Consider the following 22,199-nt stretch of genomic DNA (forward strand, 5'->3'; position numbering starts at 1 on the left):
CGGCACCGTCTCCCGTGCAGCGACCCGACCCTGCCGTCGGCCCGATCGCCTTCCCGATCTCCGGGGAAGCCGCTCGCCCCGGCGAGGGGGACGGTAGGGTGCCCGGGGTCGCGGACGCCGTGCGCGGCGCCGATCCCCTCGACCCCTCTCCCCTCGACGCGAAGGAGCGCCACCATGGCACATCCCGACCCGGCCGCCGACCCGTCGGCCCCGATGCCCCGCCAGGAGTCGTCGACGCCGAAGCGCCGACGGGTCAGCCCGCACTTCCTCTACATCGCCGTGATCGTCGCGGTGCTCGCGGGCATCGCCTTCGGCCTCATCGCGCCGGACACGGCCGCCTCGTTCAAGATCCTCGGCGACCTCTTCGTCTCCCTCATCAAGATGATGATCGCGCCGATCATCTTCTGCACGATCGTGCTCGGGATCGGCTCGGTGCGCAGTGCGGCGACGGTCGGCCGCATCGGCGTCCTCGCCCTCGTCTACTTCCTCGTCATGTCCACGTTCGCCCTTGCGATCGGACTGGTCGTGGGCAATATCCTGCAGCCGGGCCAGGGACTCACGATCCCCACCGACGGCGACGTCAGCAAGTATGTGAAGGACGCCGAGGAGGCCGGCGGGCTCGCCGACTTCGTCGCCTCGATCATCCCCGAGACCCTCGCGAGCTCCCTCACCGACGGCTCCGTGCTGCAGGCGCTGCTCGTGGCCCTGCTCGTGGGCTTCGGCATCCAGGGCGTGGGCGGACGCACCGCCGAGGTCGCGCTCAAGGCCGTCGAGATCGCGCGCCGGGTCATCTTCCGCGTGCTGATGATGATCCTCTGGCTCGCCCCGATCGGCGCGTTCGGTGCGATGTCGGCCGTGGTGGGCTCCTCGGGCGTGGGCGCCGTGTGGGAGCTCGTGAAGCTCATGATCGGCTTCTACATCACGTGCATCATCTTCGTGGTCGGCATCCTCGGCCTGGTGCTGTTCGCCGTGGCGCGCGTGAACGTGTTCTTGCTGCTGAAGTACCTGGTCCAGGAGTTCATCCTCATCGTCGCCACGAGCTCCTCTGAGTCCGCGCTGCCCACGCTGATGGCGAAGATGGAGCACATGGGCGTGAAGAAGTCGACCGTCGGCATCGTGGTGCCCACCGGCTACTCCTTCAACCTCGACGGCACCGCGATCTACCTGACCATGGCGTCGATCTTCGTGGCCGACGCCATGAAGATGCCGATGACGATCCCCCAGCAGATAGGCCTGCTGGTGTTCATGATCATCGCCTCGAAGGGCGCCGCGGGCGTCTCGGGTGCGGGCCTCGCGACGCTCGCGGGAGGCCTCGCGGCGCACCGGGCGGACCTGGTGCCGGGCGTCGCGGTGATCGTGGGCATCGACCGCTTCATGTCCGAGGCGCGCGCGATCACGAACTTCGCGGGCAACGCGATCGCGACCGTCGTGATCGGCACGCTCACCCGGACGATCGACCGCGAGCGCGTCACCGAGGTGCTCTCGGGTCGGATCCCCTTCATCTCGGCCGACGAGACCGAGCCGGAGGACGCCCAGCACGTCGTCGCCGACGAGGGCGGGCGCTCGTAGACTGACCGGGCCCGATCCCGGCCCTGCGAAACAGGAGGCCGCCGTGCCCCACCGTCCCGTGTCCCTGCGCGCCCCGAAGGGCTCCGTCGCCGCCTCGGAGATCGCGGCCGCGATCGACGCGCTGCTCGCCGAGGCCGCGGCCGACGGCGCGCCGAGCGTCGAGTTCCCCGCCGAGGTGCTCGCGGCCGCCGAGGCGGCAGCCGGCGCCTGGCGCGAGGGCGCCGACGCCCACGAGGACGCGACCGACGTCCCGTTCGTGACGCTCGACCCGGCGTCCTCGACCGATCTCGACCAGGCCATGCACCTCGAGCGCACGGCGGACGGCTATCGGGTGCGGTACGCGATCGCCGACGTGCCCCTGTTCGTCGCCCTGGACTCGGTGCTCGACGCCGAGGCCCGCCGTCGCGGCGAGACCGTCTACCTCCCCGACCGCAGGATCCCTCTGCATCCGACGACGATCTCCGAGGGCGCCGCCTCGCTGCTGCCCGACCAGGCGGCCCCCGCGTTCGTATGGGACCTGCGCCTGGACGGCAGCGGCACGGTCACGGGGACGTCGCTGGGCCGGGCGGTCGTCCGCTCGCGCGAGAAGCTCGCCTACGACGCCGTGCAGGACGGGATCGACGCCGGGGACGGCCATCCGATGATGCTCCTGCTGCAGGAGATCGGCGCCCTGCGCACCCGGAAGGAGGCCGAGCGCGGCGGCGCGAGCCTGAACATCCCCGAGCAGGACGTCGAGGCCGACGGGGACCGCGTGCGCCTCGCCTGGCGCAGCATCCTGCCCATCGAGGACGCGAACGCGCAGATCTCGCTGATGACCGGCATGGCCGCGGCCGATCTCATGATCCGCGGGGGCGCGGGCATCCTGCGCACGATGCCGCCCGCCCCCGAGGAGAACGTCGGGCGCTTCCGCCGGCAGGCCGCGGCGCTCGGGGTGCCCTGGTCCGAGGACCTCGACTACGGCGCCTTCCTGCGCACCCTCGACTGGCACGATCCCCGCCATCTCGCCCTGCTCAACCAGGCCGCATCGCTGTTCCGCGGCGCCGCCTACGCGGCCTTCACCCACGCCGGCGAGCTCCCGGAGGACACCGAGCAGGCGGCGCTCGGCGCGCCCTATGCCCACGCGACCGCACCCCTGCGCCGGCTCGTCGACCGCTTCGTGCTGCTGACCTGCCTGCACCATGCGCGCGGCGAGGAGGTGCCGCCCGCGCTCGCGGCGGCGCTCCCCCTGCTCCCCGAGATCATGCAGACCACGGGGTCGGTCGCGGGAAGCCTCGAGCGCCGCGCCCTGGACCTCGTCGAGCGCACGGCGCTCGCCGGGCTCGTCGGCGAGACCTTCGAGGGGACGATCATCGACCGCCGCGGGGGCGAGAAGACGGACGACGCGAAGAAGGACGACGAGAAGAAGGGCGGCGGGACGTCCCCGGTCCGCGTCGAGGTGCAGCTGCTGGATCCGCCCGTCACGGCCTGGGTCGAGGCCGACGGCGAGCTCGGCGGTTCTCTGCGCGTCCGGCTCGAGTCGGTCGACGTGGCGGGAGCCGGCGCGCGGTTCGTGCCCGTCGAGGAGTCCGCGTCATGAGCTCCCTGCCCGAGCACGACGAGACCGGCGCGCGCCCCGATCCCGACGCCCTCGCCCTGCCGCGCGCCGCGGCGCTCGTGCTGTGGAGCGCCGCCTACCTGCGCGGGGACATCGGCCCCGACGACGCCGCGGTGCTCTCCCAGGGCAGCGGGCACCGGCAGACCACCGGGGGCGGCGAGGACCTCTTCGACTGGATGACGTCTCTGCGCCGCCTGCCGCTCGCCCAGGTCCACCTCGTGCTCCCGGTGGCCGGGCGGATCGCGGGGCTCGTCGGCCCGCCCGAGGCCGTCGCCTCCGCCCTCGAGGCGGAGCAGGCGATCGTGGTGAGCGCGGCCGGGATGGCCGACCACACGCTCGTGCCGCTCACCGATGCGCTCGGACCGGACGGCACGCGCGGGACCCTCGTCTCCTGGCGGCGGATCCCCGCGCGCGGGGGCGCCCCGGCACCGGTGCCGAGCGCCGGTGGCGCGCGCGACCAGTTCCTGCGGTCCCTGCAGCGCGCGGCCTCGGGCACGGTCGAGCTCGACCTGGTGCCCGAGGAGGCGATCGCGCTGCAGGCGCTGCCGGCGACCTGGACCTCCGTGCCCCTGCCGCGGCACGTCGGGCCCGCGGCCGAGCATCTGCTGACGCTCGCCGCGCGCACCCTGCTGCTGGCCGATCAGGAGCTCGAGACCGGTTCCGTGCTCGCCCGCGGCCTCGGCGAGGAGTCCGAGCGCCGCGAGGTGCTGCGCGATCTGCGAGACGGGGCGCGCGAGGCGCTCACGGAGACCGTCGGCCTCGTGATCGCCGACGAGCTCGGCTGAGCCGCCGCCCCACGGAGACGACGGGCACGGCCGGGACGGCGGATCAGCTCCGCGCCGCGTGCTCCCGCAGCACCGTCTCGTAGACCTCGAGGGTGCGCTCGGCGATCGCCGTCCAGGAGAAGTGCTCCGCCGCGCGGCGGCGCGAGGCCGCACCCATCTCACGGGCGCGCTCGGGGTCACTGATCATGCGGGTGAGGGTGGCCGCGAGGTCGGCGACGAAGCGCTCGGGGTCGAGCGGCGTGCCGGTGCCGTCCTGCACCTGCTCGAGGGGCACCAGGTACCCGGTCTCCCCGTCGACCACGACCTCGGGGATGCCGCCCGTCGCGCTCGCGACCACCGGGATCCCGCAGGCCATCGCCTCGAGGTTCACGATGCCCAGCGGCTCGTAGATGCTCGGGCACACGAAGGTCGTCGCGTGGCTGAGGATCTGGGTGAGCTCACCGCGCGGGAGCATCTCGGAGATCAGGTGCACGCCCTCGCGGGTGGACTGCAGCTCGGAGACCAGGGAGTCGACCTCGGCGGCGATCTCCGGGGTGTCCGGAGCCCCCGCGCACAGCACGACCTGGGCCTCCGGCGGCAGCTCGCGCACCGCGCGCAGGAAGTACGGCAGACCCTTCTGGCGGGTGATCCGGCCCACGAACACGATCGTCGGCGCCTCGGGGTCGATCCCCCGGGAGGTCAGGGCGTCCGTCGAGGGATTCGGCTGCCAGGTGTCGATGTCGATCCCGTTGTGCACGACGTGGACCTTCGCGGGATCGACGCCGGGGTAGGAGCGGAGGATGTCCGCGCGCATGCCGGCGGAGACCGCGATGATGCCGGCGGCCCCCTCGTAGGCCGTGCGCTCGACGAAGGAGCTCAGCGCGTAGCCGCCGCCCAGCTGCTCGGCCTTCCACGGACGCAGCGGCTCGAGCGAGTGAGCGCTCAGCACGTGGGGCACCCCGTGGAGCAGGGAGGCGAGGTGGCCCGCGAAGTTCGCGTACCAGGTGTGGGAGTGCACGAGGTCCGTGCCCGCGCAGTCCGAGGCCATCGGCAGGTCCGTGCCCATCGTGCGCAGCGCCGAGTTCGCGCCCTCGAGGTCCGCGGGCGCCTCGTAGGCGGTGGTGTCCGCCTCCTCGCGCGGCGCGCCGAAGCAGCGCACCTGGACCTCGACGTGCTCGCGCAGCACCCGGGTGAGCTCGGCGACGTGCACGCCCGCTCCCCCGTAGATCTCCGGCGGGTACTCCTTGGTCAACAGGTCGACGCGCATGGGCTCCTCCTGGTCTGCGGGGCGATGGTCTGCGGGGCGGGTCGGTCGGTGGGACGCGGTGGTCCGTGGGACGTCCCGACCGGGGGCGACGGGACGATCGGCGGTCCGGTGTGTGAGTGCCCCCACATGGGCATTATGCTCGGTTCATGTCTACCGTGCTCGCCATCGTTCTTGCCGGGGGCGAGGGCAAGCGGCTGATGCCGCTGACCCTCGATCGTGCGAAGCCGGCCGTCCCGTTCGGGGGCATCTACCGGCTCATCGATTTCGCCCTGTCCAACATCGTCAACTCCGGGTACCTGCGCATCGTCGTGCTCACCCAGTACAAGTCGCACTCGCTCGACAAGCACATCGCCTCGACCTGGCGGATGAGCTCCCTGCTGGGGAACTACGTGGCGCCGGTGCCGGCCCAGCAGCGCATGGGCAAGCACTGGTACCGCGGCAGCGCCGACGCGATCTACCAGTCCCTGAACCTCATCGAGGAGGAGAAGCCGGACTACGTGGTGGTGGTCGGTGCGGACCACGTGTACCGCATGGACTTCTCGCAGATGGTCGATGCCCACATCGCCTCCGGGAAGGCCTGCACCGTCGCCGCGATCCGCCAGCCCCTCGAGGAGTCGGACCAGTTCGGCGTGATCGAGACCGATCCGGCCTCGCCCGAGGTCATCTCCCGCTTCGTCGAGAAGCCGAAGGAGACCGCCGGGCTCGCCGACGACCCCAGCCAGATCCTGGCCTCCATGGGCAACTACGTCTTCACGGCCGATGCGCTCGTGGAGGCCGTGACCAAGGACTCGGAGAACCCCGATTCGGCCCATGACATGGGCGGGGACATCGTCCCCTACTTCGTCGACCAGGGCGAGGCGGGCGTCTACGACTTCATCCGCAACGACGTGCCCGGCTCGACCGACCGCGACCGCGACTACTGGCGCGACGTCGGCACGCTCGACGCCTTCTACGAGGCCCACATGGACCTCATCTCGATCCACCCGGTCTTCAACCTCTACAACGAGAAGTGGGCGACCTTCGCGGGCACGCGCAACGTGCCGCCGGCCAAGTTCGTGCACGCCGGGCCGGGCCGCGTGGGCTCGGCCGTCGACTCGATCGTCTCGCCCGGGGTGGTCGTCTCCGGCGCCCAGGTCTCGAACTCGGTGCTCTCCCCCGGGGTGCGCCTGCACTCGTGGTCGAGCGTCTCCGACTCGGTGCTCATGGACGGCGTCTCGGTGGGCAGGCACTGCCAGGTCCACCGGGCGATCATCGACAAGAATGTGGTGATCCCGCCCCGCACGCAGATCGGGTTGGACGCCGAGAAGGACCGCGCCCGCGGCTTCCACGTCACCGAGTCCGGTCTCACCGTGATCGGCAAGGGAGTCGTCATCACCCCGTCGTGATCCTGACGGTCCGCGCCGAGCGCCGGCCGGGGTCGCGTGGAGCGGCCGACGGGACCGAGCCCGACGAGACCGAGGAGAGCGTTGAACGAGTCCCCCGAGAACCCCGCGACCCCGTCGGCCCCCGCTGACCAGGGCTCTGACCAGCTCCCGCCCGCGCGGGCGCTGCTGGTCAGCGACGTCGACTCGACCTTCCTCACCCAGGAGGTCATCGAGCTCGTGGCCGAGCACGCCGGCACCCGCGCGCAGGTCGAGGAGGTCACCACGCGCGCGATGCGCGGCGAGATGGACTTCACCCAGTCCCTGCACGCGCGCGTCGCGACTCTCGCCGGGCTTCCCGTGAGCGTGCTCGCCGAGGTCCGCGCCGCGCTCGTGCCCACCCCCGGCGCGCTCGAGCTGGTGGAGCGCTGCCGCGCGGCGGGCGTGGTGACGGCGCTCGTCTCCGGTGGATTCCACGAGGCGGTCGACGAGCTCGCCGCCTCGGCCGGGATCGACCACGTGCTCGCGAACCGCTTCGAGATCCGCGACGGCCGCCTCACCGGAGGCGTGAGCGGGCCGATCGTCGACGCGCAGACCAAGCGCCGCACCCTCGAGGAGCTCGCGGCCCGCCACGGCGTCCCGATCGAGCGGACGGTCGCCGTCGGCGACGGTGCGAACGACGCGCTCATGGTGCGCGCCGCCGGCATCGGGATCGCCTTCCGGGGCAAGCCCGCTCTCGTCGAGGTCTCCGACGTGCACCTGGAGGGTGAGAGCCTGCTCGACGTGTGGCCGCATCTCGAGAGGGTCCTCGAGCGGGCCTGAACGGCCCCGTGCGGCTCCCGGCTCCTCAGCTGCGGACGACGGTGTGCAGTGTGAGGGACTCCTCCCCCAGGTCGGACCAGTGCGGGACGCTGCCCGAGAGCACGCAGAGCGCGCCGGTCGGAAGGCCGATCCTCGTCTGGGCGACGGATCCTGGGTCGGAGTCCTCCGCGGCCAGGCCGTGCGTGAGCGAGGCCATGGTCGGCTCGTGGCCGATGACCATCACCACGTGCTCGGCGTCGTCGGTGGCGCGGACGAGGTCCAGCACCTCCGCGGGCCCGCCCTCGTAGATCTCCGGGAGGAAGTCCACGGTGCCGTCGAAGCCGGGCATCGAGGCGAGCACGCACTCCCAGGTCTCCCGCGTGCGGACCGCGTCGGAGACGAGCACTCGCGTGGGCCGCACGCCCTGCGACTCGAGGTACTCGCCGGTCATCCGGGCCTGCGTGCGGCCGCGGTCTGTCAGCTCCCGCTCGTGATCCGGATCCTGCGCGCTGTCCGCTTTGCCGTGGCGCATGAGCAGGAGCAGGCGACTGTCGGGGTCGGAGGGCATCGGGTCGAGTCACGCCTTCTGTCTGGGGTGTCCGGTGGCAGGGGTCGCAGGGGCGCCGGACGCACGGTCGCTGCGGGACTCAGTGTCCCATGCCCAGGCCGCCGTCGACAGGCACGACGGCGCCGGAGATGTAGGACGCGTCGTCGCTCGCGAGGAAGGCGGTCACGCGGGCGACCTCGGCGGGCTCGGCGAAGCGCCCGGCGGGGATCTGCGAGAGGTAGTTCTTCTGCAGGTCCTCGGGAAGCGCGTCGGTCATGTCGGTCGCGATGTACCCGGGGGCGACGACGTTCGCCGTGATCCCGCGCGAACCGAGCTCGCGCGTGATCGAGCGGGCGATGCCCAGCAGGCCGGCCTTGGACGCCGCGTAGTTCACCTGTCCCGGCGAGCCGAGCTGGGCGACCACGGAGCTGATGAGGACGATGCGGCCCTTCTTCCTGCGCATCATCGACTTGATGACCCGCTTCACGGTGCGGAAGGAGCCCGTGAGGTTCGTGTCGATGACCTTCTCGAAGGACTCGTCGCTCATGCGCAGCAGCAGCTGGTCGTCGGTCATGCCGGCGTTCGCCACGAGCACCTCGATGGGGCCGTGCTCGGCCTCGGCCTGCTTCACGGCGGTGTCGAGCGAGTCGCCGTCGGTGATGTCCGCGGCAACGGTGAGCGTGCCCTCGGGGCCCTCCTGGCCCGAGCGCGAGGTGATCGCCACGCGGTCTCCGCGGCGCACGAACTCCTCGGCGATCGCGCGGCCGATGCCGCGGTTCCCGCCGGTGATGAGGACGCTGCGGGGTTCCGTGCTCTCGAGGGACATGCGTGGTGCTCCTTGCTGTGCTGGGATGCTCTGCGGATGCGCGGGGCGGCCGAGGACGGCCGGTGCTCTAGCATACGTAGGGACCAGTGCACGGGGATCCGCCACACGCGGTCCCGGCAGGACGTACAGCATCCCTTCCGGAAGGTTCCTCCCTGATGGCTTACCGCTTCAACCCCCCGCCGAACTGGCCGATCGACGAGGAGGGCTGGACGCCGCCGCCGGGATGGCAGCCCGACCCCGCCTGGGGGCCGGCTCCCGAGGGCTGGAACTTCTGGGTCGCCGACGATGCGCCGCAGACCCCGACCGGTGAGGACGCCCCGGAGCAGTCCGCGCTCGACGACGACGCGACGCGGGTCTCGGGCACTTCGTCCGCGTCGGACCTCTCGTCGGAGCGGGGCGCGGATCCGGAGCAGGGTGCCGTGCCGGAGCAGGATGCTGCCCCGGAGCAGGGCGACGACAGGACTGCGGGCACGGAGCCCGAGGCCGCGTCGTCCCCCGAGACCGCCGTGTACACGGGTCCGAGCGAGGAGGAGACCTCGGCAGCGCTCGCCAGCTCGGCGCCGTACGAGAGCGCCGAGCGCGAGAACGACGCGGCCGATCTGGCCCCGGCGGACGCCGGAGGGCCCTCCGCGCCCTCTGCGCCCGGGACTCAGGCCCCCGCCACCGAGCAGCCGGGATCCGCGGACGGCCAGCAGCCGCCGGCCGCCCCCGCGTACGGGGAGGCCGCCCAGGACGGCCAGAGCTCCCCGGCGGCGCAGGCCTATGGCGCCCAGGACCCGGCGGATCAGGGGTACGGCCAGGGATCTCCTGCGCAGGGCTACGGTCAGGACCCGCAGGGGTACGGCCAGGCGTCGCCCGCACAGGGCTACGGTGCCCAGGACCAGCAGGCTCAGGGCTATGGCTCGCAGGGCTACGGCGCTCAGGGAAATGGCGCTCAGGGTCAGCAGGGCCAGGGATACGCGGCCCAGGGATACGAGGCCCAGGGGTACGGCGAGCAGGGGTACGGCTCCCAGGCCGCGCCGGCGTACGACCAGGGAGGCGGGGCTCAGGGCCAGGGGTCGTCGGCCTACGGGCCCTCGTCGGCCGGGGCCTACGGATCGCCGGATCCGGGCCCCGCGAGCGATCCGCAGGCCCAGTGGTCCACGGTGCCGAGCGCCGCGGAGCCCGCGAAGAAGGGCGTCATCGCGCGCTTCTGGTGGATCGGCTGCATCGTGCTGGTCGTGCTCGCGATCGTGGTCGTGCTCGGCGGCATCTTCGCGGTCCGCGCGCTCGGCGGCTCGGACGACCCGAGCCCCTCGGCCGGCGCGACCACCAGCCAGGACGCGACCTCCGAGGATCCCTCGCAGTCCGAGTCCGCGAGCGAGGACGCCGAGCCCACCGTCACCCCGTCCGTGCTGCCCACCGTCGACCCGTCGGCGAAGGAGATCGACGTCGTCGGCCCCGAGGGCAAGGGCAAGGTCCAGGTGTCCATGGAGTGGAAGAACGCCGAGGACCTGGACGCGAAGTATGAGATCGATGACGCGAAGTACGGCCCGTACCTCGTGGTGACCACACATCTGGAGGTCACCGAGGGCACCATGGACTGGGCGAACTGGGACTACTCCGTGGAGACCCCGTACGGCGGGAAGGTCCAGTCCGACTCGAACACCTACTCACTCAAGAACTCCGGGATCGAGGGCAACAGCCCGTACGAGTTCTCCGAAGGGGACGAGTACTCCATGACGATGCTCTTCGCGGTGAAGCGCGCGGGCGGCAACAAGCTCGTCATGGACTCCGGAAGCGACACCTACAGCTGGGACATCAAGAAGTGACCTCGTCCTTCAATCCGCCACCCCACTGGCCGGAGCCGCCCGAGGACGGCTGGCTCCCGCCGGAGGGGTGGCGCCCCGACCCCCGCTGGGGCCGGGTCCCCGCCGGCTGGCGGGTCTGGATGGACCGGACGCGGGCCGGTGGCGCCGAGGACGGCCCTCTGCTCCTGTCCGAGGACGTCCCCGCGAGCGGCGCCCGCGTGCGTCGCCGCATCCCCAGCTACCCCGTGACCGTCATGAACCCCGGGATCTGGTCGGAGAACCAGCTCGAGCACGAGGACTACGGCTTCCCGGAGCCGGCCGAGCGCCGCGCACGGCCCCGCCTGCGCCTGGGGATGACGATCGTGGCGACCGTGGTCGGACTGCTGATCGCCGCGGGCACCGCGGTGCTCTTCGTGCAGCTCATGCAGTACGCGACCGATTCCCTGCCCGCGACGTCCCTGCCTGCGTCGTCCCTGTCCGCCGCGCCGGCCGCCCCCACGGCCCCGACGTCCCTCGCCGAGGTCACGACCGCCGCATGAGAATGGCCCTGAAGATCCTGCATCGCCTCTGCACCCGCGACGCCCTGGGCGCTGTGCTCGGCGTCGTCCTCGCCGCCGCCGTCTGCATCGGCCTCGGCTTCTGGCAGTGGCACCGCTTCGAGGGCAAGCGCGAGAACGCCGATGTCATCGAGACCAACTACAGCGCCTCGCCCGTGGGACTGGACCAGGTCCTCCCCTCCCCCGGCACGCCGCTGGCCTCTTCCGACCGCTGGAAGCAGGTCGAGCTGACCGGCACGTACTGCACCGAGCCCGACTGCCTGCTGTGGGTGCGCAACCGCCCGCTCTCGGACTCCGTGGGCTTCTGGCAGCTCGTCCCCTTCACCACCGACCAGGGCACGCTGCTCGTCGTGCGCGGATGGGTGGACGGGGCCGAGACCTCATCCACGCCCGCGAGCCAACCCCCCGTGCCCGAGGGCCGCACCACCATCGTGGTGCGCATGCGCGTGGTCGAGCCGACCCTGGCGAACCGGCGGAATCCCCCGGGCCAGGTCCAGACCGTCACCCCCAGCGCGATCGCTCCCGAGCTCCCCGATCTCGGCGGCAGCGTCTACACGGGGGCCTTCGGCGAGCTGGTCTCGGAGGACCCGTCGGTCAGCCCGATGCCGCACGTCCTCGAGGAGCCCGATACGAGCCTCGGCCCGCATCTGTCCTACGCCGTGCAGTGGTGGCTGTTCGCGGCCTTCTTCCCCATCGCACTCGTGGTGCGCACGCGCCGCCAGATCCTCGACGAGGACGGCGGGGAGGCCGACGACGACGTGACGGACGCTGCCCGGAGCGATCGGACGGAGACATCACGGGAGGCAGCGCCCGTCGCCCCGCGCGCCGCCTCCGCCGAGCTGCGCAGGGCGCGCCCGCGCACGCAGGACGAGGAGGAAGAGGATGAGCTCCTGGACCACGGACGCCGCTGAGCACGGACGGTTCCTGCCGGGGCCGTGGCCGCGGCGGATCGCCCACCGCGGGCTCGCGCTCGACGGCGCGGAGAACACCCTGCGCGCGTTCTCCGACGCGCTCGACGCCGGCGCCGACATGCTCGAGACCGACACCCGGGCCACGGCCGACGGGCTCGCCCTCGCCGTGCACGACCCCGACCTCACGCGCATCGCGGGCGACCCCCGGAGCATCGATGCCCTGCACGAGAGCGACCTCGAGGGCATCCGGGTGGCCGGGGAGGAGCCGCTCGCCCGCCTCGAGGACGTGCTCGGGAGCTTCCCGGACGTCCCGGTGAACATCGACGTCAAGGACGAGGCGGCCGTCGGCCCCGCGGTCGAGGCGATCGCCCGCACCGGCGCCGCGGGACGCGTGTGCGTGACGAGCTTCCGCGGCTCCGTCGCCTCGCACGCCGTGCGCGCGGTGCGGAGCGCGACCGGGGTGACTCCCGTGCGCAGCCCGTCGCGCGAGGTGATCGCGGGCTTCGTCCTCGCCCGGGCGCTCGAGCTGCCCGATCCCGCGCTGCGTGCCCTGCTGCGCCCCTATGGCGCCCTGCAGGTGCCCGTCTCCCAGTCGGTGCTGCGCATCGTCACCCCCGCGAACGTCGCCGCCGCCCACCGCGCCGGCTGCGAGGTGCAGGTGTGGACGATCGACGGGACCGCCCGGATGCGGGAGCTGCTCGCGATCGGCGTCGACGGCATCATCACCAATCGCGTCGATCGCCTGAGCGCCCTGCTCGACGGGACGGAGCCGCCGGCCGGCGACGTGATGTGACCCACGCCGCGGCTCGGGAATGTTCCGTGCGCACGGGACGTTCTGGTCACTGTCGCGCCGCAGTGCGCGCGCGACCGCCGCCCCCGGAACCGTCAGGAAGGCACCATCGGATGAACAGCCGCAGCCTGCGAGGAACCCGCCTCGGATCCTTCAGCATGGAGACCGACGAGAACGTCCTCGCCGCCCCGCGCCAGGAGGCCGTCTACGACTGCCCCAATGGCCACACGATCATCCTCCCCTTCTCCGTCGAGGCCGACGTCCCGGCGATCTGGGAGTGCCGCTGCGGCAACACCGCCGTCCTGCGCGACCACGAGAAGCCCGAGGAGAAGCCGGGCAAGCCCCAGCGCACCCACTGGGACATGCTCCTCGAGCGCCGCAGCGAGGAGGACCTGCAGGTGCTCCTCGACCAGCGCCTCGATCTCCTGCACGCCGGCAAGCTGCATCAGCGCCGGAACCTCTGACCCACGGGCCTTCGCGCCCGGCGGCTGCGACCGCACCGACACGCCGCATGGGAAGGGCCCCGCGACCGTCGACGACGGCTGCGGGGCCCTTCTCATGCGGTGCGGCGCTGCGGCGCCTCAGTCCTGGGTGATCAGCGGCGGGCCGTCCGGTGACTCGCCGGACGAGCGGCCGCCGGAGGGCTTCTGGGGCGTCACCACGATCTCGCCGTCGATCACCCCTCCCGAGCTGCGCCGGAAGAGGACGCGATGCGCGGCGTCGCCGCCGCCGGAGAGGCCCAGTCCCTCGACCGTGCGGCGCTGGACGGGCGTCAGCAGCAGGATGATCCCGACGATGTCCGTGAGAATGCCCGGGAAGAAGAAGCAGGCGGCGGCCAGCACCGTGAACGCCGGGCGGCTGAGGTGCTTCTGCACGTCCCCCGTGCCGCGCAGGGCCCGCCACAGCGAGCGCGCGCGGGAGAAGGACTGCTGGCCCGCCGCGATCAGCAGGGCGACGCCCACGATCCAGCCGACGACGATGATGAGCAGCGACCACCACAGCGAGGACCTCACGCCGATGAGGATCAGCAGCGCGATCTCCACGATGCCCAGCGCGAGCGCCGCGTAGGGTAGCAGCGGGGCGAGCCGGGAGCGCCGGCCCGACGGCGGACGGCCCTGCGATGCGCCGGTCGACGAGCCGGCGGACGACGAGCCGCTGGACGAGCGGCCGCTGGACGAGGAACTGCTGGGAGACGAGAAGGTGGAGCTCATGGGATCACCTGCCGGACGGGAGCGAACTCTCACGTGATGTGTGGCGACCAGGGTATCGGAGCAGGGTGAGGAGCTGCTGGGAGCGTCGCTGCACTCCCCACCACGTGACCCGCACGAGCGCCTCGCGCACGATCGCCGAGCTCATCTTGCTCGCGCCCTCGGTGCGCTCGTCGAAGTCGATCGGGACCTCGCGGACGACGGCCCCGCGCGCGGCGGAGCGCCGCGTCATGTCGACCTGGAAGCAGTAGCCCTGGGACGCCGGCCCGGCGTCGACGAGCACCCGCGCGAGCGGGGCGCGATACGCGCGGAATCCCGCGGTGGCGTCGTGCACCCGCAGCCCCAGGGCGAGGCGGGCGTAGACGTTCGCGGCGCGCGAGAGCAGCAGGCGGCGCAGCGGCCAGTCGTGGACGCGTCCGCCCGGCACCCACCGCGAGCCGATCGCGAGGTCCGCCCCGCCTTCGACCGCGTCGAGGAGGCGCGGGAGCTGCTCGGGACGGTGGGAGGCGTCGGCGTCCATCTCCACGAGCACCTCGGTGCCGCGCTCGAGCCCCCAGCGGAACCCCGCGAGGTAGGCGGGGCCGAGGCCCTCCTTGCCCGCGCGGTGGAGGACGTCGACCTGCGGATCGTCCTGCGCGAGGGACTCGGCGAGTTCGCCGGTGCCGTCCGGGGAGGCGTCGTCGACCACGAGCACGTGCGCGTCCGGGACGGCCGCGCGCAGGCGCGCGAGGGTCGAGGGGAGCGTCTCGCGCTCGTCGTAGGTCGGGATCACGACGAGGACGCGGGGGGTCATCGGGAGCCTCCGCCGCGGGCGGCGACGCGGTCTCGCCGACGGACCGCGGGGGCGACGGCCCGGCGTCCGCCGGCACCCGCGAACAGGAGCCCGGCGACCGCGAGGGCGGAGAGCACGATCTCGGGCCAGCGGCCGGCCGCGACGGCGGGCGTGATCCCGGTGCGCAGCGGCACCTCGCCGATCACCGATCCCTGCGTCCAGTGGTCCTGGTAGTCCAGGGTGCGGCCCTCGGGGGTGAAGATCGCGCTCTGGCCGACGGTCGAGACGTGCACGACGCTGCGGCCGCTGACGACCGCGAACACCTTCGCCTCGGCGACCTGCTGGATCGCCTCGTCGGAGTCGCCGAACAGGGCGTTGTTGGACTGCACGACGATCATCTGGGCGCCGTCGTCCACGACGTCGTCCACGAGGTTCTGGTAGGCGATCTCGAAGCAGATGAGCACGCCCACGCCGTGGCCGTCGACGTCGAAGACGCCCGGCTGCGTGCCCGCCTTCATGTCCGAGGAGACGAGGTCGACCTTGTCGCTCAGGGTGCGGAAGAACGAGCGGTAGGGGATGTACTCGCCGAAGGGCACCGGGTGGCGCTTGGCGTAGACGCCGGCGACGGTGCCGTCCGTGGTCCACAGCAGGGAGTTGTTGTACCGGCCGCCGTCGTCCGTGGGGGTCTGGGTGCCGACGATGATCGGCGCCTGGGCGTCCTGCGCGGCGGCGGTGATCGCCTGGCCGCGGGAGGCGTCCGCGCGCGGGTCCCAGCCGGTGGAGTCCTCGGGCCAGACCACGAGGTCCAGCTGCCCGCCGTCCTCGCGCACCTGCTGGACGGCGTCGGCCGTCGCCGTGAGCTGGTTCGGGAAGATCTCGGAGGGCATGGCGAGGCTCTCCGGGTCGATGGGCGGCACATTGCCCTGGACGCCCGCGACGGTCATCGAGCCGTCGTCCGACGGGGCGGGGTTCTTGGGCAGCGGGACCACCATGGTGCCGATGACGACGCCGACGACGGTCGCCATCGGCCACACCCCGCTGAGCCCTCGCACGCCGCGATGGCGCCGTCCCAGCAGGGCGAGCGCTCCCCCGCACAGGAACTGCCCGAGCAGGGCGACCACGAAGGACAGGCCCGCGGTGCCGATCCACGGGCCGAGGTTCAGCAGCGGCGAGTCGCTGAGGGCGAAGGCGACCGAGCCCCAGGACAGTCCGCCCCAGGGGAAGGTCGAGCGCAGGGTCTCGACGGCCACCCAGAGTGCGGCCAGCACGATCCCGGAGCCGAGGCCGATGCCGCGGCGCACGAGCACGGCGCGCGCGGCGAGCCCGTAGACGACGATGTAGAGGGCCTCGAAGGCGCCGAGGGCGAGCCACGGGGCGGAGCCGGCGTAGGTCTTCGCCCAGATGGTGAGGGGGAAGAAGAAGGCCAGGCCCCAGAGCAGGGAGGCCAGGGCCGCGACGTGCCAGCGCCGCGTGAGCACGCACGCGTTCAGGGCCGCGATCGCGAAGGGCAGCAGCATCCACAGGTCGTGGGGCGGGAAGGCGGCGAGGGCGCCGACGCCGCCCAGCACCCCCAGCACGAGCGCTGCGAGCACGGGCGTGGGCGCCACCTGGTCGCGCGGGGTGCGCACTCCGCGCCGCACCGCCGGCTGGGCGCCGCGGGCCCCGCTCGTGGTCCGTGTCATCAGCCGAGGGCCCCCGGGACGTCGTGGACGATCTCGCCGCGCACGAGCGTGCGCAGCGCCCGCGGTGCGCCCTCGGTGAGGTCGGGGAGCATGGGCGTGCGCGAGCGGGGGTCGACGGACCAGGCGTTGGTGCGGATGTCCGAGGAATGGACGGTGAAGTCCCAGGGCTCCCACACCACGAGCGTCGCCTCGACCCCGAGGTTCAGGGCACCCGGATGGGGCACGTCCAGCAGCCGCAGGCCGGCGCGCGTGGAGGCGAGGAACGCCGCCCGGTCGCTGATGCGCTGGGCAGGATCCCCGCCGTGGGCGGCGGCGCGCACCCAGCTCCACGGGTCCAGGGCGTCCTCGGCCCCGAGCGAGCCGAAGGCGAGCGGGACGCCCTGCGCACTGAGGTCCTTGAGGGGCAGCGGCTCGGCGACGGGGCTCAGCACGCGCATGCCCTCGCGGATGCCCGCGCTCCCGGGAACCGCTCCGGTGATGCCGCGGGAGGCCGCGGACGCACGCCAGGCATCGTCGACGGCGGCGCCGTCGGCGGTGGGCAGGCAGTCGACGAACCCGGGCGTGAGCAGGCAGCCAGTCGCGTCGATGCGGCGCGCACCGGGGTGGAGGCCCTCGGCGGTCTCCGTCGGCCCGATCCAGGCCACCATCCCCCCGGAGACGAGGACGGCGGAGGCCTCCGGATCCTGCGTGGAGTAGACGACGACGCCGGTGAAGAGCACATCGTCCTGAGCGGAGGTCGACGGGGCATCGGTGCCGGGCGCGGTCATGACCGGGGTCCTCCTTGCGGACGAGGTGAGAGGGGGCTGCTCGCGGCGGTCATCGCTCCATCTCCTGGGCGACGAGTCCGCGGCGCACGCCGACTATGGCATCCCTGGCTGAGAGGGAGACGTGCGGCGAGTCGGTGAGCTGCTCGAGCAGATCCACCACCTGGCGGCAGTGGCGGACGAAGTCCCCCGGGGTGAGATCCGCGTCCTGGAGGGCGGCGGCGAGATGCTCGCCGCTCGCCCAGCGGTGCATGATCGCGCTGACCGCGGGATCCGGGGGCGCCGTCGGGTCGACGCCGTGGCGCTCCTCGGCGGAGCGCAGGTCCTTCGCCACGCGCTCGGTCGCGGCCAGGGCCGCATCGAAGCGGGCGCCGGGAGGCAGCTCGGGCGCCTGCGGGGAGTCGCGCCGTGCCTCGTAGGTGCAGGCGGAGACCATCGCCGCGAGCTCCGCCGGGCGCAGGTCGTCCCAGGCGCCGCGCTCGAGGCACTCGGCGACCAGGAGGTCGCGGTCGGAGAACAGTCGGCGCAGGCGCAGACCGCGCTCCGTCGGCCGCAGGGCGCCGTCGGGATCCTCGGCGAGGTGCCCGAGCTCGGTGAGCAGGGCGATCAGCCGATCGAACTGGCGGGCCAGCGACGAGGTGCGGCCCTCGATGCGCCGCTGCACGGAGGCGAGGTCCTTCTCGGCGCGGCCGAGGCGCTGCAGCCACCGCTCGTGGGCCTCGAGCTCGGGGCAGGTGTGGCAGGGGTGGGCGCGCATGCGCTCGCGCAGCTCGATGAGCTCGGGATCCTCGGCGGCGGTCGACGGGGTGCGCCCGGCGAGACGACGGACCTCTGCGCGCGCGTCGTGATCGTGCCCGGCCAGGCGCTCGCGCAGGGCGGCGGCGGTGTCCTTGCGGACCTTCGCCGAGCCCATGCGGTCGGGCCGCGGCAGGCGCAGGGTGTCGATCACGGCAGGAGGGCTGGGCACGTCCCCGGGACGGAGGCTGCGGGCGCGGCCCTCCGTCGTGAGCACGTCGACCTGCGGACCGCCCAGGACCTCGCGGTCCACGTCGAGCACGACCGCGTACCCCTGGCGCCGGCCGCCCGGGAGGGCGATCACCTCTCCGCGCCGCAGCGCGCGCAGCGCCTTCAGGGTGCGATCGCGGTCGACCGCGGAGCGGCGCTGGGACAGGGTCTTCTCGCGCTCGGTGATGCGGCGCCGGATCTCCGCGTACTCGTCCAGGTCGCCGCGCTCGCAGACCGCCGCCTCGCGGTAGGAGGAGACGGTGTCCTCGAGCTCGCGGGCTCGGCGGGCGAGGCCCACGACGCTGCGGTCGCTCTGGAACTGGGCGAAGCTCATCTCGAGGGTCTCGCGGGCCTGCTCGAGATCGAAGCGGCTCAGCAGGTTCACGGCCATGTTCGCCGTCGGGTGGAAGGCCGAGCGCAGCGGGAAGGTGCGCCGGGAGGCGAGGGAGGCCACCGCGGAGGCGTCGAACCCGGGGCCGGCGACGACGATCGCGTGGCCCTCGACGTCGATGCCGCGGCGGCCCGCCCGCCCGGTGAGCTGCGTGAACTCCCCCGGCGTGAGATCGGCGTGCTCGACGCCGTTGAACTTCGTGAGCTTGTCCAGGACGACGGAGCGCGCGGGCATGTTGATGCCGAGCGCGAGGGTCTCGGTGGCGAAGACGACCTTGATCAGGGCCTCCTCGAAGAGGTCCTCGACGCACGCCTTGAGCAGCGGGAGCATGCCGGCGTGGTGGGCGGCGAAGCCGTTCTCGGCGGCGCGGCGGAACTGGGCCAGGTGCAGGACCTGCTCGTCCTCGGCGCCGATCACGGACAGGCGCTCGTCGAGGAACGCGCGGATGCGCGCCCGCTCGGTGTCGGTGGTCAGGCGCACGCGCGACTGGTCGAGTCGGCGCACGGAGGCGTCGCAGCCGGCGCGCGAGAAGATGAAGAAGATCGCCGGCAGCAGGCCCTCGTCGTCCAGGATCGCGATGATCTCCGACTGCCGGGGCGGCCGCGGCAGGTGCGGGGCGTGGCCAGTCTCGCCGCGGCTGCTGCCGCGGTGCCTGTCCCCGCCATGACGGCCGTCCCCGCCGTGCCGCCCGTCGCCGCTGTGCCGGTCGTGGCCGCGCGGGCGGTGGCGTCCGCGGGTGCCGCGGCGGTCGCTGCGCCCGCGGCCTCCGTGGCCCCTGCCGCCGCGTGCTCCCTGGCCGCCGGCGCCGCCGGGGCCGCCGCGCGCTCCCCCACGCCGACCGTCGATCGGGGCCGAGAGCGAGGAGACCTGCTCGAGGTCGGGGTTGATCTCGCTGCGGCCGAGTGCTCCCGGGCCGTGGGAGACCACCCTCTCGCCGTCCTCGTCGACGAAGAGGTCCATGAGCTCGGTCCCCACGAGCACGTGCTGCCACAGCGGCACGGGGCGGGTCTCCGAGACGATGATCGCCGTGCTCCCGCGCACCTCCTGCAGCCAGGTCCCGAACTCCTCGGCGTTCGAGACGGTGGCCGAGAGGGCGACGAGCTGCACGGAGCGGTCGAGGTGGATGATGACCTCCTCCCAGACCGGTCCGCGCAGCCGGTCCGCGAGGTAATGGACCTCGTCCATCACGACGACGCCGAGGCCGTCGAGCAGCGGCGAGCCCGCGTAGAGCATGTTGCGCAGCACCTCGGTGGTCATGACGACCACGTCGGCCTCGGGGTGCAGGCTCACGTCCCCGGTGAGCAGGCCGACCCTCTCGTGGCCGAGCCACGCGCGCAGCTCGTCGTGCTTCTGGTTCGACAGCGCCTTGATCGGCGTCGTGTAGAACACCTTGCGCCCCTGGGAGAGGGCGAGATGGATCGCGAACTCGCCGACGATGGTCTTGCCGGCGCCCGTGGGCGCCGCCACGAGGACGGACTCGCCGTGCTCGAGGGCCTCGCAGCCGTCGACCTGGAAGGGGTCGAGGGCGAAGTCGAAGCGCTCGCGGAAGACGGCGAGCTCGGTCCCCTGGCGCCGCTGCTCCGCGCGGAACCGGGCGTAGGCCTCCGAGGGCGAGGTCATCATTCCCTCCCGTCCGCGTGGGAGAGGTCGGCGAGGATGCGCACCGCCCCCGGGAGGACCCGGGCGCGCACGGGGAGCTGGCTGCGCGGCTCGCCGTCCGCGAAGGCGCGCAGGAGCATCGGCTCCCGCAGACCCAGCCGGATCTCGCGGACCTGCCGTACCGAGAAGACGGAGAGGTCCGTGTGGGTGCCGCGGAAGACCCGCGGGAAGAAGCGCACGAGCCCGCCGCGGCCGAGGCCGGAGACGATCGCGAGATCGAGCAGGCCGTCGTCGACGCGGGCGTCGGGCACCAGGCGCATCCCGCCGCCGAAGATCCCCGTGCTGCACAGGGTCACCAGGCTCGCGTCGATCTCCTCCCGGGGGCCTCCGTCGACCTCGATCCAGTACGGGTAGGGCCGGAACGAGGCCAGCTCGCGCATGACGGCGCCCGTGTAGCGCAGCCGGGGCGAGAGCCGCGAGGAGTTCGCGCGCGCGTTGACGAGCGCGTCGAAGCCGAGCGACACGTTGCCCACGGCGATCGACGGGGCGCCGGCCGGATGGCCGTCCTCGACGTCGGCCCGCAGCTCGATGGCGTCGATCGTCACCACGGGCCGCGAGAGCGCGTGCAGGAGGTTGCGCACGGACGCCTCGACGTCGGTCTCATCGAGACCCAGGGCGCGTGCGAAGTCGTTGCCGCTCCCCGCGGGGACGACGCCGAGGCGCACCGCCGTGTTCGCGACGATCTGGGCGCCGAGCGCGACCGTGCCGTCCCCGCCCACGACCACGAGCGCCGTGAGGGTCTCGCGGATCTCCATGGCGCGGGCGCGGGCGACGGCCGCGCTGGACGCGGTGAGCTCGACGACGGAGATGCCGGCGATCCGCAGGAGGTGGGCGACCTGGCGCCCCGTGCGCTGGGCGGCGCCGTGGGCGGCGGACGGATTCGTCAGCAATCCGATCCGCAGGCGGCTCACCGGTCGTCGTCCTCGTCGAGGGACGACGGCCCGTCGATCGCCTCGGGGGCGTCGTCGATGCTGCTCGCCTGCTCGTCGTCGAGCTCGGCGCCCTCGGCCTTCCGGCGGCGTCTGTCGTTCCAGAAGCTGACGGCGACAGCGGCGAAGTAGAGGGCCACCATCGGCAGGGTCATCCCGATCATCGTGAACGGATCGGGCGTGGGCACCATGACCGCCGTGAAGGCGAAGCACAGGAAGACCACCCAGCGCCAGGCCTTGAGCATGCTGCGGCCCGAGAGGATCCCGAGGAAGTTCAGGAGCACGAGCACCACGGGCAGGTCGAAGGCGACTCCGAAGGCCAGCATCGTCTTGATGAACAGCTTGAGGTAGTCGCCGAAGTTCAGGTTGGCGGTGACGGCCTCGCTGTTCGGGGCGAAGCTCAGGAGGATCGGGATCGCCTTGTCCATGATCCAGTAGCCGGCCACGCAGCCGATGAAGAACAGCGGGATCGCGGAGCCGAAGAAGCCGATCGCGTAGCGGCGCTCCGTCTTGTGCAGACCCGGAACCAGGAACATCCAGATCTCGTAGATCACCACGGGAGCGGAGAGGATCAGGCCGATGTACGCCGAGATCTGGAGCTTCGTGCTCAGGAAGTCGCCGGCCTTCGTGTAGCTGATCCGCGCGTCGAGGTTCGGGTTCAGCACTTTGGCGGCGTCGAACGGTCGCTGCAGGAAGGAGTAGACGTACGGGAAGACGAACCAGCCGACGACGGCGAGCAGGAGGATCGCGACGGCGCAGACCACGAGCCGGTTGCGCAGCTCGATGAGGTGCTCGTTGAGGGCCATGCGGCCCTCGGGGTCACGACGACGCCTCTTCTTCGTCGACGACTTCGACGAGCCGCGGCCCCGGCGAGCCCTCGCGGGCTCGGCGGCCTCGTCGGAGGTCTGGTTCTGCGCCACGGGCGATTCGTCCTTCCGGCATCGAGGGTCCGGGCGCCTGGGACGCCCGGACCCGTCAGATCATGCGGGCTCGCGCACTGGGGACGGGAGCC

The 22,199-nt window shown here is 72.7% G+C and carries 20 protein-coding genes; 10 read left to right on the forward strand and 10 right to left on the reverse strand.

Features of this window, described 5'->3' with window-relative positions; translation table 11 throughout:
* Window positions 1-174 precede the first annotated feature (174 nt).
* The 3 genes from I8D64_RS01215 to I8D64_RS01225 are packed head-to-tail and all read left to right on the forward strand — an operon-like array spanning window position 175 to window position 3,948.
* The gene (locus tag I8D64_RS01215) at window positions 175-1,569 is read left to right on the forward strand and encodes a cation:dicarboxylate symporter family transporter (protein ID WP_200500691.1); all 1,395 of its coding nucleotides are present in this window, start codon (window positions 175-177) and stop codon (window positions 1,567-1,569) included.
* Between the two features lie 43 nt (window positions 1,570-1,612).
* Complete coding sequence (locus I8D64_RS01220) at window positions 1,613-3,145, forward strand: RNB domain-containing ribonuclease (protein WP_200500692.1); 1,533 nt, start codon at window positions 1,613-1,615, stop codon at window positions 3,143-3,145.
* Complete coding sequence (locus I8D64_RS01225) at window positions 3,142-3,948, forward strand: hypothetical protein (protein ID WP_200500693.1); 807 nt, start codon at window positions 3,142-3,144, stop codon at window positions 3,946-3,948. The genes I8D64_RS01220 and I8D64_RS01225 overlap by 4 nt, the downstream gene beginning before the upstream one ends.
* Window positions 3,949-3,991: 43 nt before the next feature.
* Here I8D64_RS01225 and glgA read toward each other — a convergent pair whose 3' ends face one another.
* Entirely contained in the window at window positions 3,992-5,194 is a 1,203-nt protein-coding gene (glgA, locus tag I8D64_RS01230) for a glycogen synthase (protein ID WP_200500694.1), read from the reverse strand.
* A gap of 146 nt (window positions 5,195-5,340) precedes the next feature.
* On the opposite strand from glgA, the gene glgC reads away from it, so the two are divergent.
* Both glgC and serB read left to right on the forward strand, forming a co-directional pair.
* The gene (gene glgC / locus I8D64_RS01235) at window positions 5,341-6,579 is read left to right on the forward strand and encodes a glucose-1-phosphate adenylyltransferase (protein WP_200500695.1); all 1,239 of its coding nucleotides are present in this window, start codon (window positions 5,341-5,343) and stop codon (window positions 6,577-6,579) included.
* An 81-nt stretch (window positions 6,580-6,660) separates the two neighbouring features.
* Window positions 6,661-7,377, forward strand: a complete 717-nt coding sequence (gene serB, locus I8D64_RS01240; protein WP_425490256.1) for a phosphoserine phosphatase SerB — start codon at window positions 6,661-6,663, stop codon at window positions 7,375-7,377.
* A 25-nt stretch (window positions 7,378-7,402) separates the two neighbouring features.
* Here serB and I8D64_RS01245 read toward each other — a convergent pair whose 3' ends face one another.
* Entirely contained in the window at window positions 7,403-7,924 is a 522-nt protein-coding gene (locus I8D64_RS01245; protein WP_200500696.1) for a SixA phosphatase family protein, read from the reverse strand.
* A gap of 79 nt (window positions 7,925-8,003) precedes the next feature.
* Window positions 8,004-8,729 (reverse strand): beta-ketoacyl-ACP reductase, encoded by a 726-nt coding sequence (locus I8D64_RS01250; RefSeq protein ID WP_200500697.1) that lies wholly within the window; start codon window positions 8,727-8,729, stop codon window positions 8,004-8,006.
* 155 nt (window positions 8,730-8,884) lie between these two features.
* On the opposite strand from I8D64_RS01250, the gene I8D64_RS01255 reads away from it, so the two are divergent.
* The 5 genes from I8D64_RS01255 to I8D64_RS01275 all read left to right on the forward strand — a co-directional run bounded on the left by I8D64_RS01255 (window position 8,885) and on the right by I8D64_RS01275 (window position 13,241).
* Window positions 8,885-10,540 (forward strand): hypothetical protein, encoded by a 1,656-nt coding sequence (locus I8D64_RS01255; RefSeq protein WP_200500698.1) that lies wholly within the window; start codon window positions 8,885-8,887, stop codon window positions 10,538-10,540.
* Window positions 10,541-10,659: 119 nt separating this feature from the next.
* Window positions 10,660-11,058 carry a hypothetical protein gene (locus I8D64_RS01260; protein ID WP_246482629.1) on the forward strand — a complete coding sequence of 133 codons (399 nt, stop codon included), beginning with the start codon at window positions 10,660-10,662 and terminating at the stop codon, window positions 11,056-11,058.
* Window positions 11,055-11,987, forward strand: coding sequence for an SURF1 family cytochrome oxidase biogenesis protein (locus I8D64_RS01265; protein ID WP_200500700.1), 933 nt, complete (start codon window positions 11,055-11,057; stop codon window positions 11,985-11,987). The genes I8D64_RS01260 and I8D64_RS01265 overlap by 4 nt, the downstream gene beginning before the upstream one ends.
* Window positions 11,959-12,780 carry a glycerophosphodiester phosphodiesterase family protein gene (locus I8D64_RS01270; protein WP_200500701.1) on the forward strand — a complete coding sequence of 274 codons (822 nt, stop codon included), beginning with the start codon at window positions 11,959-11,961 and terminating at the stop codon, window positions 12,778-12,780. Before I8D64_RS01265 ends, I8D64_RS01270 begins: the two co-directional genes overlap by 29 nt.
* A gap of 110 nt (window positions 12,781-12,890) precedes the next feature.
* Complete coding sequence (locus I8D64_RS01275) at window positions 12,891-13,241, forward strand: RNA polymerase-binding protein RbpA (RefSeq protein WP_200500702.1); 351 nt, start codon at window positions 12,891-12,893, stop codon at window positions 13,239-13,241.
* 117 nt (window positions 13,242-13,358) lie between these two features.
* On the opposite strand, the gene I8D64_RS01280 is transcribed toward I8D64_RS01275, so the two are convergent.
* The 7 genes from I8D64_RS01280 to tatC are packed head-to-tail and all read right to left on the reverse strand — an operon-like array spanning window position 13,359 to window position 22,107.
* Window positions 13,359-13,988, reverse strand: coding sequence for an FxsA family protein (locus I8D64_RS01280; RefSeq protein WP_200500703.1), 630 nt, complete (start codon window positions 13,986-13,988; stop codon window positions 13,359-13,361).
* Between the two features lie 4 nt (window positions 13,989-13,992).
* The gene (locus I8D64_RS01285) at window positions 13,993-14,778 is read right to left on the reverse strand and encodes a polyprenol monophosphomannose synthase (protein WP_200500704.1); all 786 of its coding nucleotides are present in this window, start codon (window positions 14,776-14,778) and stop codon (window positions 13,993-13,995) included.
* Window positions 14,775-16,439 (reverse strand): apolipoprotein N-acyltransferase, encoded by a 1,665-nt coding sequence (gene lnt, locus I8D64_RS01290; protein ID WP_200500705.1) that lies wholly within the window; start codon window positions 16,437-16,439, stop codon window positions 14,775-14,777. Before lnt ends, I8D64_RS01285 begins: the two co-directional genes overlap by 4 nt.
* Complete coding sequence (locus I8D64_RS01295) at window positions 16,439-17,206, reverse strand: hypothetical protein (RefSeq protein ID WP_200500706.1); 768 nt, start codon at window positions 17,204-17,206, stop codon at window positions 16,439-16,441. Before I8D64_RS01295 ends, lnt begins: the two co-directional genes overlap by 1 nt.
* 49 nt (window positions 17,207-17,255) lie before the next feature.
* On the reverse strand, window positions 17,256-20,219 hold the full coding sequence (locus I8D64_RS01300; protein ID WP_200500707.1) for a DEAD/DEAH box helicase: 2,964 nt from the start codon (window positions 20,217-20,219) through the stop codon (window positions 17,256-17,258).
* Window positions 20,219-21,169 (reverse strand): diacylglycerol kinase family protein, encoded by a 951-nt coding sequence (locus tag I8D64_RS01305; protein WP_200500708.1) that lies wholly within the window; start codon window positions 21,167-21,169, stop codon window positions 20,219-20,221. Before I8D64_RS01305 ends, I8D64_RS01300 begins: the two co-directional genes overlap by 1 nt.
* Entirely contained in the window at window positions 21,166-22,107 is a 942-nt protein-coding gene (tatC, locus tag I8D64_RS01310; RefSeq protein ID WP_343068382.1) for a twin-arginine translocase subunit TatC, read from the reverse strand. The genes I8D64_RS01305 and tatC overlap by 4 nt, the downstream gene beginning before the upstream one ends.
* Window positions 22,108-22,199: the final 92 nt, after the last annotated feature.

It is taken from the genome of Brachybacterium halotolerans, from assembly GCF_016623465.1.
Classification (GTDB): Bacteria; Actinomycetota; Actinomycetes; order Actinomycetales; family Dermabacteraceae; genus Brachybacterium; species Brachybacterium halotolerans.

What these genes read in the sequence shown, in the direction of transcription:
- I8D64_RS01215 (WP_200500691.1), top strand. Translation starts at nt 175, where the DNA reads ATGGCACATCCCGACCCGGCCGCCGACCCGTCGGCCCCGATGCCCCGC.
- I8D64_RS01225 (WP_200500693.1), top strand. Translation starts at nt 3,142, where the DNA reads ATGAGCTCCCTGCCCGAGCACGACGAGACCGGCGCGCGCCCCGATCCC.
- glgA (WP_200500694.1), bottom strand. Translation starts at nt 5,194, where the DNA reads ATGCGCGTCGACCTGTTGACCAAGGAGTACCCGCCGGAGATCTACGGG.
- glgC (WP_200500695.1), top strand. Translation starts at nt 5,341, where the DNA reads ATGTCTACCGTGCTCGCCATCGTTCTTGCCGGGGGCGAGGGCAAGCGG.
- I8D64_RS01245 (WP_200500696.1), bottom strand. Translation starts at nt 7,924, where the DNA reads ATGCCCTCCGACCCCGACAGTCGCCTGCTCCTGCTCATGCGCCACGGC.
- I8D64_RS01250 (WP_200500697.1), bottom strand. Translation starts at nt 8,729, where the DNA reads ATGTCCCTCGAGAGCACGGAACCCCGCAGCGTCCTCATCACCGGCGGG.
- I8D64_RS01255 (WP_200500698.1), top strand. Translation starts at nt 8,885, where the DNA reads ATGGCTTACCGCTTCAACCCCCCGCCGAACTGGCCGATCGACGAGGAG.
- I8D64_RS01260 (WP_246482629.1), top strand. Translation starts at nt 10,660, where the DNA reads ATGGACCGGACGCGGGCCGGTGGCGCCGAGGACGGCCCTCTGCTCCTG.
- I8D64_RS01265 (WP_200500700.1), top strand. Translation starts at nt 11,055, where the DNA reads ATGAGAATGGCCCTGAAGATCCTGCATCGCCTCTGCACCCGCGACGCC.
- I8D64_RS01270 (WP_200500701.1), top strand. Translation starts at nt 11,959, where the DNA reads ATGAGCTCCTGGACCACGGACGCCGCTGAGCACGGACGGTTCCTGCCG.
- I8D64_RS01275 (WP_200500702.1), top strand. Translation starts at nt 12,891, where the DNA reads ATGAACAGCCGCAGCCTGCGAGGAACCCGCCTCGGATCCTTCAGCATG.
- I8D64_RS01280 (WP_200500703.1), bottom strand. Translation starts at nt 13,988, where the DNA reads ATGAGCTCCACCTTCTCGTCTCCCAGCAGTTCCTCGTCCAGCGGCCGC.
- I8D64_RS01285 (WP_200500704.1), bottom strand. Translation starts at nt 14,778, where the DNA reads ATGACCCCCCGCGTCCTCGTCGTGATCCCGACCTACGACGAGCGCGAG.
- lnt (WP_200500705.1), bottom strand. Translation starts at nt 16,439, where the DNA reads ATGACACGGACCACGAGCGGGGCCCGCGGCGCCCAGCCGGCGGTGCGG.
- I8D64_RS01295 (WP_200500706.1), bottom strand. Translation starts at nt 17,206, where the DNA reads ATGACCGCGCCCGGCACCGATGCCCCGTCGACCTCCGCTCAGGACGAT.
- I8D64_RS01300 (WP_200500707.1), bottom strand. Translation starts at nt 20,219, where the DNA reads ATGACCTCGCCCTCGGAGGCCTACGCCCGGTTCCGCGCGGAGCAGCGG.